The sequence below is a fragment of the Flavobacterium soyangense genome (assembly GCF_015277675.1).
GTDB lineage: Bacteria > Bacteroidota > Bacteroidia > Flavobacteriales > Flavobacteriaceae > Flavobacterium > Flavobacterium soyangense.
On the sequence record NZ_JADHEC010000007.1, the window covers coordinates 105,735 to 119,068 of the forward strand.

At 32.5% G+C, this 13,334-nt stretch carries 12 protein-coding genes and 1 pseudogene; 9 read left to right on the top strand and 4 right to left on the bottom strand.

Annotation, left to right across the window (positions count from 1 at the left end; all coding sequences use genetic code 11):
- Positions 1 to 37: 37 nt before the first annotated feature.
- The 3 genes and pseudogenes from IR213_RS05100 to IR213_RS05110 form a co-directional block, all read right to left on the bottom strand.
- Complete coding sequence (locus IR213_RS05100; protein ID WP_194311236.1) at positions 38 to 400, bottom strand: cupin domain-containing protein; 363 nt, start codon at positions 398 to 400, stop codon at positions 38 to 40.
- A 509-nt stretch (positions 401 to 909) separates the two neighbouring features.
- Positions 910 to 1,254, bottom strand: a pseudogene (locus tag IR213_RS05105) (DMT family protein).
- A gap of 143 nt (positions 1,255 to 1,397) precedes the next feature.
- Positions 1,398 to 2,381 (bottom strand): DNA/RNA non-specific endonuclease, encoded by a 984-nt coding sequence (locus IR213_RS05110; protein ID WP_194311237.1) that lies wholly within the window; start codon positions 2,379 to 2,381, stop codon positions 1,398 to 1,400.
- 533 nt (positions 2,382 to 2,914) lie between these two features.
- Here IR213_RS05110 and IR213_RS05115 point away from each other — a divergent pair.
- From IR213_RS05115 to IR213_RS05145, 7 genes are all read left to right on the top strand, one after another.
- The gene (locus tag IR213_RS05115; protein WP_194311238.1) at positions 2,915 to 3,733 is read left to right on the top strand and encodes a MotA/TolQ/ExbB proton channel family protein; all 819 of its coding nucleotides are present in this window, start codon (positions 2,915 to 2,917) and stop codon (positions 3,731 to 3,733) included.
- A 71-nt stretch (positions 3,734 to 3,804) separates the two neighbouring features.
- A complete protein-coding gene (locus IR213_RS05120; RefSeq protein WP_194311239.1) occupies positions 3,805 to 4,413 on the top strand; it encodes an ExbD/TolR family protein in 609 nt (202 codons plus the stop codon).
- Between the two features lie 19 nt (positions 4,414 to 4,432).
- Positions 4,433 to 4,996 (top strand): ExbD/TolR family protein, encoded by a 564-nt coding sequence (locus tag IR213_RS05125; protein WP_194311240.1) that lies wholly within the window; start codon positions 4,433 to 4,435, stop codon positions 4,994 to 4,996.
- A 40-nt stretch (positions 4,997 to 5,036) separates the two neighbouring features.
- Positions 5,037 to 5,825 carry an energy transducer TonB gene (locus tag IR213_RS05130; protein WP_194311241.1) on the top strand — a complete coding sequence of 263 codons (789 nt, stop codon included), beginning with the start codon at positions 5,037 to 5,039 and terminating at the stop codon, positions 5,823 to 5,825.
- Positions 5,826 to 6,072: 247 nt separating this feature from the next.
- Positions 6,073 to 6,993, top strand: a complete 921-nt coding sequence (locus tag IR213_RS05135; protein WP_194311242.1) for a PstS family phosphate ABC transporter substrate-binding protein — start codon at positions 6,073 to 6,075, stop codon at positions 6,991 to 6,993.
- Between the two features lie 15 nt (positions 6,994 to 7,008).
- On the top strand, positions 7,009 to 8,676 hold the full coding sequence (locus IR213_RS05140) for a tetratricopeptide repeat protein (RefSeq protein WP_194311243.1): 1,668 nt from the start codon (positions 7,009 to 7,011) through the stop codon (positions 8,674 to 8,676).
- 108 nt (positions 8,677 to 8,784) lie between these two features.
- Positions 8,785 to 9,417, top strand: coding sequence for a 7-carboxy-7-deazaguanine synthase QueE (locus tag IR213_RS05145; RefSeq protein WP_194311244.1), 633 nt, complete (start codon positions 8,785 to 8,787; stop codon positions 9,415 to 9,417).
- A gap of 318 nt (positions 9,418 to 9,735) precedes the next feature.
- Here the strand turns inward: IR213_RS05145 and IR213_RS05150 are convergent, their stop codons facing one another.
- Positions 9,736 to 10,443, bottom strand: a complete 708-nt coding sequence (locus tag IR213_RS05150; RefSeq protein WP_194311245.1) for a class I SAM-dependent methyltransferase — start codon at positions 10,441 to 10,443, stop codon at positions 9,736 to 9,738.
- 94 nt (positions 10,444 to 10,537) lie between these two features.
- Between IR213_RS05150 and IR213_RS05155 the strand changes: the two genes are divergently transcribed.
- Both IR213_RS05155 and IR213_RS05160 read left to right on the top strand, forming a co-directional pair.
- Entirely contained in the window at positions 10,538 to 11,032 is a 495-nt protein-coding gene (locus tag IR213_RS05155; RefSeq protein ID WP_194311246.1) for a YkgJ family cysteine cluster protein, read from the top strand.
- Positions 11,033 to 11,139: 107 nt separating this feature from the next.
- The gene (locus tag IR213_RS05160; RefSeq protein ID WP_194311247.1) at positions 11,140 to 12,375 is read left to right on the top strand and encodes an ABC transporter permease; all 1,236 of its coding nucleotides are present in this window, start codon (positions 11,140 to 11,142) and stop codon (positions 12,373 to 12,375) included.
- The last annotated feature ends 959 nt before the right edge of the window (positions 12,376 to 13,334 follow it).

Here is a 13,334-nt window from a genome sequence, read left to right on the forward strand (position 1 = left end):
AATCCTGTCAGGGTTTTAGCTCCTGACAGGGTTGAATTTATTCCTCCCGATGTACTTTCGTAAAATCAAATGCCGGAATACAAATTGCCATATATTCACAAGGTTCATCGAACGGATTTGAATATTGTATGCGCGTATTTTTATCGATTTTTATCGATTGCCCCGTTTCAAGAATTATGGTTTCGCCTTCAATAATAAATTGTTTTTTTCCCGAAATAATATAAGTGTATTCCTCAAATTCAGGAGTTTGAAAAGGTTCTTTCCAATGTGGTGGTGCAATCATGTGGGCAATTGAAATCGCTGCATTATTTGTGGTTGCCATTCCGTGATGTTCTTCGATTAGTTTTCCATCAGTTGTTGGAACTGCGAAAGGCGATTTTTGAATAAAGTATTTTTTCATTTTTGTCATTGCGAGGCACGAAGCAATCTCATTTAAGTTATCAATATTTTTTTAATCCCAGACATATTTCTAGGAGCCAACTTTTTGTTTCTTCTAAACGGTGTGAATTATACCTTTGAAATCTTTCTTATTTCCCAAAGAATCTATAACCGTCCAAATATATTTCCCATAAGTAAAAGCCATTTCTCCATCTTTCGAAACTTCAACAAAATTAGATTTCCAGGTTATAGAGGCTTTTTTGAATTTAGGATTACTGTAATAGTTTTTGATATTTTATTTGCCGCGGATTAGTGTGTCGTTTTCTCTTTTTATCACAGCGTTTTCATCGGCAAAAGTATAAAAAGCTTCTGAAATTCCTTTGAAAAGTGAAAGATTTTTAAAGTCATCTTCAGCCTTGAATACTTCTTCTTTTAATGTGTATTTTGATTGAATTGCCTTTTTTGGAATACAACTAAAACATTATAATAAGAATAAAAACCAATAGAAGAGCTTTTTTCATTTTTTATCGTTTAATTATAAAGTAAACTGCCAAAACCAAAAAATAGAAACCCAACAAAATGATTCCATCTAAAGGTTTCGTTTTTGAAAAATAATAAAGAAAAACCCACGAAGATTACCAAGGTTATTATTTCCTGAATCACTTTGAGTTGAACCAAAGAAAATGGCCCACCATTGCCTTCATAACCTATTCGATTTGCTGGGACTTGACCCGAGAGCTTTGCTCGAACTGGCAAAGCAAAACAGCATTTGAAGGGTGCTAATCACCAGCTTATGAGAGTAATAACTATCAAGCCTGCATTTTCAAACCATTTGAGTTCTTTGAATTTTAAATGTCCATACCAAGCTAAGGTCATAAAAATATTCGATAATATAAGTAATCAAAATGTTGCGTGTCCTTATCATTTAAAAAAAAATATTTGCTGTTTAAATTGACTTTTTCCATTGAAATTATTTCACAAACGTATTTAATTTCAATTAGATGTGGTTTTTTTTGATTTTAATTCAAATGTTGATAACATCTTCCGCTGGAGTCGGTAGTCATCCTTTTGCATCTATTACCAGACTTAGTAGTTCCAGAACATTGAACTGATTTAGTAGCTTTATTTTCATTATTTTTACTTGTTGTGTTAATATTTTTCCAAGACCAACATTTAATACAAAGTTTTTTTTCAATAATATCTTCTTGCTCGTCTTGTAACAAAGGGAAAAAATCAATTCCTGTCAATTTCTCAACACTGTCAATTGATACGGCATAATATTGAAGGGATTCTTTTGAGCCGGTATTTGGAAGAATAAAGCCAATACCTTTTATGCCGTGTTCACTGTAATCTAAAATCACTTTATAATAATATTTTGGAACAGAAACTTTATTTGCTCCAATTGTTTGAAGTCCATTTGTTAAAACGGGTCCTGTTGTAATGTAAATACTGTTGTTTTCAATTGCCCAAGTGCGAACTAATCCCTCTAGATTTTTCCATATACCTCTATTAAAACTAGGTGTTTGTGGACTCATATTACTGTAGTAAAAAGATTCTGCCATTGCGTTAGAGGACCAGCCCATATCAGAAGCAGGAGCTAGGTGTCCTCTGTCATAACCGGAGCCTTCATAATCTTTGTTTGATGCAGTACCTGTTTTAATTTTTGGGTCAGGGATGAATTTATTGGTTCTTTTAAAAAGTCTATTTGTTTCTTCTTTAGTTAGCCTGTAGGCGACCCAATTTGCCTGTTCGTGTGTTTCGTTGTATGAAAGCGAATATCCTGTGTGTGTAATAATTTCTTCTTTGGAATTAGTTTTGGGAAGTTCTAATTTAGTTATACCTGTTACCTTAATATTATTTGATGGAATACTGTCAGTGTAAAGCCAAGTACCATTTTCATATAATAAAAGATTTTTTCCATCATTTGTTTCTGCTTTTAACTGTCCAAAAATCAATGTTTGGATGGCAAAAAGTGTAAAGAACGTTAGTATGATTTTTTTCATTCCTTGTCGTCTATAGTGATTTTTTTATGCGCGTTGGTTAAAGCTTCTATGTCAAGTATAAAACTGCAATGAATAATATTTTTTTCTTCTGAAAGACAGCTATCATTAATTTGTTTTATGAAATCTTTTTTTTTACACATACTCTGTTTTTAGATTAAATTTATTTATCAAAAGATTATTTTTTGCATGTGTAAATATAACATTTTGATAACATTTACGTTTAATTATAACGTTTTCGATTTAGATAAAACAAAATATTTATTTTTCAATTATTTTTAAAAAGCATTAAAAATTTGTTCTAAAAAGTCATAAAACACTGTGTTATTTTTTTAAAAAGCTAAATTTTTGGGAAGTTTTTGATTTTAACGTAAATGAAAAAAAGTAACTTTTTTTGAGTAAAGTTAAAATAATTAGAATAAAAGTAAAAAAAGTTTTTTTATTTAAACTAAAAATATAAATTTGCTCCTCAACAAAAGTTTATTGTAACAAAAAATAAATTATTAAAACTATTAAAACTATTAAAATTAAAGAAAATGGCAAACGTTAAAAAAGAAAAAGGTGCAGGTTTAGGAGGAAGTATTTCATTAATCATAATTGTATTATGTATTTTTTCAGGATGGCTAATCTGGTCATTCATAATGGGTGATGGAGCAAATTTTGAAGGAGGAGTTAATACAGGTCATCCACTTCCGGGAAATTATTTAGCAATGGTTTACAAAGGAGGTTCTATTGTGCCAGTTTTAATGGGATTACTTTTAATGGTAATAGTATTTTCATTTGAACGTTTTTCTGTTATTTCCAAAGCAGCTGGTAAAGGAAATCTTGATAAATTTATGGACGATGTTCAGAAAAGTATCAAATCAGGAGATATTGAAGGTGCAATCGTATCATGTGATAAACAAAAAGGTTCTGTTGCAAATGCAATAAGATCAGCTTTGATTAAATATCAAGATGTTAAAAAAGAAGGTTTAGACAGCGAAACTGCTGCTGAAACAATCCACAAAGAAATTGAAGAGGCTACTTCACTTGAAATGCCAATGTTAGAAAAACACATGACTATTCTTTCTACCTTAGTTTCTTTAGGAACTCTTGCAGGATTATTAGGAACTGTAACTGGTATGATTAAAGCGTTTGGTGCATTGGCTAGCTCAGGAACACCAGATCAAGCATTGTTAGCAAATGGTATTTCTGAAGCACTTATTAATACTGCTACAGGAATTTCTACTTCAGCTTTGGCAATTATAGTTTACAACTTGTTTACTTCAAAAATTGATACTTTAACTTATTCAATTGATGAGGCTGGTTCTACAATCGTGAATACTTACAGACACTTCAGAGGTACTCAAAAATAATTAATAATAATTTTTAAGGATTTAGGTTAATTAGTTTATGCTATTTCCTTAACAATTTAAATATATACTTAATGGCTGTAAAAACGCAAAAAAAAGCGACGTCTATTGATATGACGGCGATGTGTGATGTAGCATTTCTTCTCCTTACTTTTTTTATTTTGACCGCTACGGCCAAAGTACCGGAAGCATTGCCTGTAGACATGCCAGCATCAACGGTACAATCTAAGTTGCCAGAAAATAATTTAGCTACCTTAACAATTGGAAAAGGAAAAGTGTTTTTTGATTTGAAAGGCCGAGAAGTACGTGTTAAAGCTCTAGAAATGATGGCTCAAAAATATGGGGTTGAATTCACAGAGGATGATAAAAAAGAATTTTCAATAATGGAAGGTTTTGGAGTGCCTATTGGGAATCTGAAACAGATTATCGAAATGAAGAGTGCTGAAAGATCTAAAGCTGGTCAAACGGGTGTTCCAAAAGACTCTCTTGATAATCAATTAGCAGAATGGATTCAATTTGCACGCCGTGCAAATATTGATATTAATGACAAGGAATTGGAAATTGCCATAAAAGGAGATGCTAAAGAGGAATATCCTTCTATTAAAAAAGTGATGGATATTTTACAAGACCAGGGAATCAATAGCTTTAGTTTAGTTACTGGTTTAAGAGGAAAGAATTTTTAATTAAAAAATACACACTAAAATGGCTGAATTAAATACAGGCGACGGTGGTGGCGGAAAAGATAAAAAAGTAAGAAGTAAAAAACAGAACTCAAAAGTAGATTTAACTGCTATGGTCGATTTGGCTTTTTTATTGATTACATTCTTTATGCTTACCACAACCTTGTCTAAACCAAAAGCAATGGAATTGGGATTGCCAGATAAAGAAGATCCTAAACAAAAGAATGTTGATATAAAAGTTGATGAAAATCGTACTATGACTATTTTGTTAGGAAAAGATAACAAGTTAGTTCGATATGTAGGTTTGTTAGCGACTCCTGTTGCAGGAGGGGCCCCAAAAGAGTTTGCTTATGGTAAAGAAGGAATCCGTAAAGAATTGTTGTCAAGAAAAGCATCAGTTTTAGCTTATTCAACTGCAAAAGGGAAACCTAAAAACGGGATGATTGTAATTATCAAACCAAGTAAAAAATCAAATTACCGTAATTTGGTTGACATCTTAGATGAAATGGGAATTGTTGAAGTGCCAACTTATGCCATTGTGAATGAGTTTACACCAGAAGAAACAAAATTGTTAGAAGGAAAATAAGAACTATCCTTATTCCCCAATAACCTAATAATTAAGAAATATGAAATTAGATTTATTAAATAATAACTGGCTAGAAATTGTTTTCGAAGGTCGTAACAAAAGTTATGGTGCTTACGATTTAAGAAAGTCAATTACCAAGAACACAGTTAGGGCTTTTATCATTGGAACAGTAATTTTTGTTATCCTTGTAAGCATACCTACAATTTTGCGTATGATTCCGGATAGATCAGAGGACACAACCTTAGATCAAAAAATAACAGCGATAAAGTTACCGCCAAAAGACAAGCCAAAAGAGAATCTTCCGCCGCCACCGCCACCACCACCAAAAGTGGATCAAGTGAAATTTGTTAAACCGGTAGTTGCTAAGGCAGAAGATGTTGTTGAAGAAATTGCCGTAGTTAAAGATCTTAAAGATAAAAACATTGGTAAAGAAACAATAAAAGGTGATCCAGATGCTGAGCTAACTGTTGAACCTGTTGGAACAGGTGTTGCAGCTGTCGTGGAAGAAGATAATACGGTTTACAATACTGCAGGAATAGAGGTTAAACCAGATTTCCCTGGAGGAATGGATAAGTTTAACGCTTTTGTGGCAAAAAATTACCAAGCTCCAGAAGAAGAAGGCCTTAAAGGAAAAGTTTATGTTACATTTGTAGTAGAAAAAGATGGATCATTAACTGATATCAAAGTACTTAGAGATATTGGTTACGGTACTGGAAAAGAAGCTATCCGTGTTTTAAATAAATGCCCAAAATGGACTCCCGGTGAACAAAATGGTAAAAAGGTAAGGTGTACTTTTAGTTTACCAATTAGTATCCAATCAGCGGAATAATGTTAAAAAAATCACTTTATAAAAGTAAAAAGAAATCGCCTAAAGAGCGATTTCTTTTCATTATAGGAATTTTGTTTTTTTTCTTATATTTGTGTATGGGTCTAGTTGTGTTTTTTTGGGATTTTATTTTTCCCAAAAAATTTCCAATTAGTATGTCATCAAATTACAGAATGTTACTTGGTGTTGTTCTAATTGTTTATTCTTTCTTTAGGTTTAAGAGGTTTATGAATTCAAATAATGATTAGTCATGGGTAAAATTAACAAAGTCTTTGTCCTTTTTTTTATTGTTTTTTTATTTGTAATGTGTAATCAAAAAGAAAAAATAAATACAAATAAAGAATCCATATTGAAAGGTTCTGCGAATATTTTGGTTGACGAAACAATTACGCCAATAATTGAGGATCAGGTTGCTGTTTTTGAAAGCAATTATGATGCTAAAATCAATATTGTTTCAAAATCGGAATCCGAAATAATCATTTCATTGTTTAAAGATAAATCTGGTATAGCTGTTTTAACCAGAAATTTAACTTCTGAAGAAAATAAAATCTTTGAACAAAAAAAAATTACTCCAAAAATCACTAAATTTGCAACGGATGCTATAGCTTTTATTTCAAATAAGAGTAATAAAGATACTTTAGTAGAGTTAAAGAGTGTTTTAGAATTTTTGCAAGGAAAACCTAATTCAAGTATTAAAGGTTTGGTTTTTGACAATCCTAATTCGAGTACAGTACGATTTATGAATAAACTTGCCGGGGTAAAGGCAATTCCTGAAAAAGGAGTCTATTCTTTTAAATCAAATCAAGACGTAATTAAATTTGTTGCTAAAAATAATGGAATGATTGGTGTTGTAGGAGTTAATTGGTTGTCGCAACCAATGCCTGTAATGCAAGAATACGTTGATAAGGTAAATATATTAAGTGTAAAAAGCCTCACTGGCGTAAATTTTTATGCTCCAAGTCAAAACAATATTGCAGAAGGAAAATATCCTTTGGCACGTGATTTGTATATCATCAACGGACAAGGATATTCTGGTTTAGGAATGGGGTTTGCCTCATTTGTTGCTGGGGATATTGGTCAAAGAATAATTTTAAAATCTGGATTGTTACCCGTAAGAATTCCAGGCAGAAAATTAAACATTAGGAATGAGATTAGTAATGAAAAGAAATAAATTAATATAATATCGATGAATAAATTTAAAATTTTTAGTATTGTTTTTTTAACTTCAGTTACAATTGGTTTTGGCCAAGATATTAACCAAGCAAAAAAGGCAATAGATGCAGAACAATATGAAAAGGCAAAATCGATATTAAAGTCGATTATACAGACTAGTCCAATTAACGGTAGAGCAAATTTTATATTAGGAAATATCTATCTTATTCAATTCGTAACGGATTCGGCAAAAATTGCGTATCAAAGAGGATTGGCAGGTACTGATGGTGCTAGACTAAATTTTATTGGTTTAGGGACATTAGATTTGGATAATGGTAATGCCGTTTCTGCTGAAGCAAATTTTGCTTTAGCGTTAAAAGATGCCAAAAAGAAAGATGTTGAAGAATTAATTGCCATAGGGAGAGCTTATACTTATTCTACTAAACCTAATTATAAGAAAGCAATTGAATATTTAAACAAAGCTAAACTTATAAATCCTAATGATGCTTTAGTACAATTGGCGCTTGGGGATGCTTTTTACGGAGATAAAAACCAAAATGAAGCTTATGCTGCTTATAGAAATGCCTTTCAATTTGATCCTACATTATTAAGAGCAAAAATGCAATTAGGCGTTTTGTTAAAAGGAGCAAAATCTTATGACGAGGCTATAAAATCTTTTAATGAGGTAATCGCTATCAATCCAAATTACGGACCTGTTTACAGAGAATTAGCTGAGACTTATTACAAATGGGGAAGAAACAAGCCTTCAAAATCTCCCGAATATATGCAGACTGCTATTGGATTTTATGAAAAATATCTTAGTCTTACAGATTATTCTTTGAACTCAAGAATGCGTCACGCAGACTTTCTTGTTCTTGTAAAAGATTATAAAGCACTTGAAGCTGAGGCTAATAAAATGATTGAAATGGATAAAGTTAATCCTAGAATCTTTCGCTATTTAGGTTATTCAGCATATGAAAATGGAAACACTGAAGTTGCTATTAAATCATTAGAAAGTTTTATTGCGAATCCAGACAATAAAGTTATTGCAAAAGACTATTTATATTTGGGTACAGCCAAATTTAAAAAAGGATTGAGTGCAGATGGATTGTCAATGGATGCAAATTTATATAATTCAGGCTTGTCCGATATTAAAAAGGCGATAGAAATAGAGCCTTTAATTATCGAAGATTTAAATGAAGTTGGTAAAAAATTATTTACCCAAAAATTATATAAAGAAGCTATTCCTATATTTGAATTTGGGACAACAAATACAGAATATAAAAATTATGTAGATGATAATATTTATTACGGATTGTCAATTTATTATGCCAATAACAAAAAAGATGTAAAGCCTGATTTAATTGCTTTACAAAAGGCTGATACTGCTTTTGGAAATGTCATAACAGCTTCGCCAACGTATCAGGACGCATATCTTTACAGAGGTAGAACGAATAGTTTAATGGGGAATGATGCAATGACGATTAAGTATTATGATGAATATGTTGCTAAAGTAACTGAAAAAGGCCCAGAGGAATTAGCAAAACCAACAACAACTAAAAAAGTCATAGAGTCTTATAATACAATAGCTGCAAGTTATGCAAATACTGATAAAGTTAAAGCTAAAGAATATTTCGCAAAAACACTAGCGCTTGATCCAACTAATGATTATGCAACCAAGTCTTTGCAATTGTTGAAATAATCAAGAAATTTATCATTCAAAACCGATAGTTTCAATAAAGCTATCGGTTTTTTTATGGCATAAAATTACCTTTTTAAATTCACTATCTTTGCACTTTAAATCAAAAAAATGTTATCAAAAGAAATACAATTAGAAGTTAATAAGGGTGCAATGCTCCCGTTGATGGAAGAATTCTACACCATTCAAGGCGAAGGATTTCATACAGGAACAGCAGCTTATTTCATAAGAATTGGTGGTTGCGATGTGGGTTGTCATTGGTGCGATGTGAAGGAAAGTTGGAATGCAGAATTGCATCCCCCAACAAATATTGATTTGATCGTGGCCAATGCCAATAAATATGCCAACACGGTTGTGGTTACTGGAGGCGAACCCTTAACTTGGGATATGACTTTATTGACGCAAAAACTAAAAGACCAAAACCTGAAAGTACATATCGAAACTTCAGGAGCGTATGAACTTTCTGGTAAATGGGATTGGATTTGTCTTTCGCCAAAGAAAAACAAATTGCCAACACAAACCGTTTATGACAAAGCCCATGAGCTGAAGGTAATTATTTTTAATAAACACGACTTTATTTTTGCCGAAGAACAAGCTGAAAAAGTAAACAAAAAAGCCATATTATTTCTCCAACCCGAATGGAGTAAAAAAGAAGAAATGACACCACTTATTGTCGATTATGTAATGAACAATCCAAAATGGCGCGTTTCTTTACAAACACATAAATACTTGAATATTCCTTAAGATACTTTTAATTTTCTGTTTTAACAAGTGAAATCACAATTCCTTCTCGATCCAGCAATTATTTTTTTAAATCACGGTTCATTTGGCACTTGCGCAAAACCAATTTTTGAGGAATTCTAACGATTCCAATTAGAACTCAAAACCGAACCAGTTTTTTTTTATCCAAAAAAATCAGCGGGATATTTGAAAACAGCTAAAAAAAATTGTCCAAATATGTGGGTTCTTATTCAGTAGATTTTTTTTACAAATCGTACCAAAATATAATTGCGACTACAGATTTGATAGAAGCTTAATGATTGATAGAATTTCCTCTTTTCTCTAAATCGAAAGCTTCGCTAAATAATCATAATGATCACCTTCCATAATCAATTCGCACTGTAAACCATTGGAGAAAGCCGCATTTTGCAATGTGTTGTAATCAATAAACATCCAGTCGAAAGGTTTTTCTTTTTCGCCTTTATAGGAAATATTAAAAACAATTTCCCCATAATAGTCATCGTTTGACGGAATCCATTTTCCGCCATCTTCGTCATCGTCAAACATATAAATAATATCGGAACTGTCCAGTAGAATTTGACCTCCGGAACTCAACAAAGATTTTAGTTTTAGAAGAAAATTGGGAATATTTTTCAGTCTTCCGCACATTCCGGCCCCATTCATCAAAAGCAAAATAGTATCAAATTTTTCGTTTTCCAAAGTCATTACATCTTGAACTTTGGCTTTTTTCAAGCCTCGAAGCGTACAAGCTTGAATGGCATTCGCTGAAATATCTATTGAAGTAACGTCAAGATTTCTGTCGTTTTGCAAACTTAGACTGTGACTTCCAGCGCCACATCCTACATCTAGGATTTTTCCTTTGGAAAGTTGTAATGCTTTTTGTTCTAAATTTGGCATTTCATCATATGAACGAAAAAGATAAGCAACACTCATTTCATCTTCTTCTGAAATGGTGGTTTCGGTAATTAAATCCTCGGGTGAATTATTGGTTTGAAAATCAAGTATGGCTTTTCCAAAAAGGTCTTTCATAGTCATTGCGAGGGACGAAGCAATCTCTCCTCGGGTTTTTAGTTATTAATGTGAAAGTTGTTTACTTTTGCTGACCCAACTTTAAATTTTAAACTTGAAACAAATTTTAAACAATCTTCCTAAAGATGCCAAAGATAAGCATATCGAAAACAAAAAGTATTTTGATAAGCTGAAAAAAAAGCAGCCTAAAAATTTGGACTATGTGATGCAGGAATTACACGACACCGAATTCAAGAAAACCGATTGTTTAAAATGTGCTAATTGTTGCAAAACAACCGGTCCGTTATTCACTTCAGCCGATATTGAGCGAATTTCAAAGCATTTGCGACAAAAACCACAACAATTTATTGACCAATATTTGCGCATTGACGAAGATAAAGATTATGTATTGCAAAGTGTCCCTTGTACTTTCTTAGACAGTGATAATACCTGTTTTATTTATGAAGTTCGTCCAAAAGCCTGTCGTGAATTTCCACATACGGATAGAAAAAAGTTTCAGCAAATCTCAGATTTGACTTTGAAAAACGTTGCGATTTGTCCGGCAGCTTTCAATATTGTAGAGGAAATGAAGAAAAAAATGCCATTGTAACCCCCTGTTTTTTAACAGGGCTGATTTTTATAAATTTCCATGGATTAATATTACTAATTAGTGTTTAAACTGTACTTTTGACATAAGCAAAGCAAATCCATATTAAATTGAATTTAGAATATTTCATAGCCAAAAGACTCATCACTGCTAAAGATTATAAAAGTAGCATATCGGCACCAATTATAAAAATTGCAATTTCCGCTATTGCTATCGGTATGATTATGATGATTGTTTCTGTAGCCACAGGGATTGGGTTGCAGCAGAAAATCCGCGATAAAGTTTCCGCCTTCAACAGTCATATCATTATTTCGAATTACGATAACAATCAATCCGAAGTTACACTGGTTCCGATTTCAAAAAATCAAGATTTTTATCCAAAATTCACTTCCGTCCCTGGAGTAAGTCATATTCAGGCTATTGCCAGTAAAGCCGGGATTATCAGAACCGAAACCGCTTTTGAAGGAATAATTCTCAAAGGAGTTGGTGCAGATTATCAATGGGATAACATTAAGGAATACATAATTTCAGGTAAGTTACCTGATTTTTCGAAAAGCCTTAATCAAGGAGTATTAATATCGCAATTGCTTGCCAATAGGCTGAATCTTAAAGTTGGAGATTCCTTCAATACATTTTTCATCAAGGGAGACCAGAATAAATTGCCTAACATTCGAAGATTTAAGATTACTGGGATTTTTAACTCCGGATTTCAAGATTTTGACGCCACTTATATTATAGGAGATATTCGGCATATTCAGCGTATCAATAAGTGGAAGCCAGATCAGGTTGGCGCTTTCGAAGTTTTTGCAAATGATTTTGCCAATATAAAATCCATTGGTGAGCAAGTGTATGAGCAAACCTCCTCTACACTAGATACCAAAACAATAATAGAAAAATACAGCTATATATTCGAATGGTTAAAACTATTCGATTTTAACATCATCATTATATTAGTAGTAATGATTCTGGTGGCCACCATAAATATGGTTGTGGCGTTATTGGTGCTCATTCTCGAACGTACCCAAATGATCGGAATACTCAAAGCATTAGGGTCGAATAACTGGTCAGTCAGAAAAATATTCCTTTACAATGCCTTTTACCTTATTGTAAGGGGTTTGTTTTGGGGAAATCTAATCGGGATTTCTTTGTTGTTGATTCAGCAATATTTCGGAATCATCAAACTCAATCCTGAAAATTATTATGTCAATCAAGCTCCGGTTTATCTTAATTTTGGATATATAACACTTCTGAATCTTCTCACAGTGACAGTTTGTTTTCTGGTTCTACTAATTCCGTCCTATATAATAACCAAAATTTCTCCAGTAAAAGCCATTCGTTTCGATTAAACTTTAATTGTTATTACAAGGATGTAGCAATCGGGAGCTTATTCCCGCTATCCGTTTCAATCTTATAAGCCAAACCCTGGCTCATAAGGATTTCCACTTCTATCGGGGCTAGGCAGTTGTGATATTTAGATATTTTTCAAAACATAAAAGCCTCACCTAAATATATGGTTTAGAGAACTATGATTTTCGCATTTCCATTCAAAGATTCACAACTTGAATCCAAAAAAAACCCATAAATTTCAGCGTCACAACCCATTAACACACTTCTTTTTTCTCAATAATAGGTTCGTGGAGAGTGTTTTATGTTCTTTTCGAGAATGAATTTGTTTTCATCGGCGTTTTCGCAAAGCGAATGGTCGACAATCTGCATCCCAAACAAAGACCTGAACCATCATAACACCTCAAAACCTATGTAATCGTCAAAAACGGTAGCTACAAATTCAGAAATCTTCAAAAAATGTTACTTGTAAATACCGAAAAACCAACCTATTAAAAAATACTTCGAAAAAAGATTGAAAAAGTCATTGTTTAACTGAATAAACCAGCTACTTTTGCACCCGCAAACAAGTTCACCGAACTCAAATTAAAATATAATTATAGTGAGGTAATAGCGCACAAGTTCTTATAAACACTGGCAAATGAAATGAAAACGAGAAAAAATTTATTTTCAAAAAAGTTTCAAAAAGTTTGCGAGAAATAAAAATGAGTGTTACATTTGCACCCCGCAAAATAAGCAAAGTTCCTTGAAAGACTGATAAGAAATATGATAAGAAAAAGGAAAAAATTATTTTTCAAAAAACTTTTCAAAACGCTTGCCAGAACAAAAAGAAATGTTACTTTTGCACCCGCTAACCGAGAGGATGGCTAGACAAACAAAAAGAACACGTTCCTAGACATATTGAATTGACAGCCGTCTCGTCCACAAGACGAGACAAATATAAAGAGAGTAAGAGAATCGA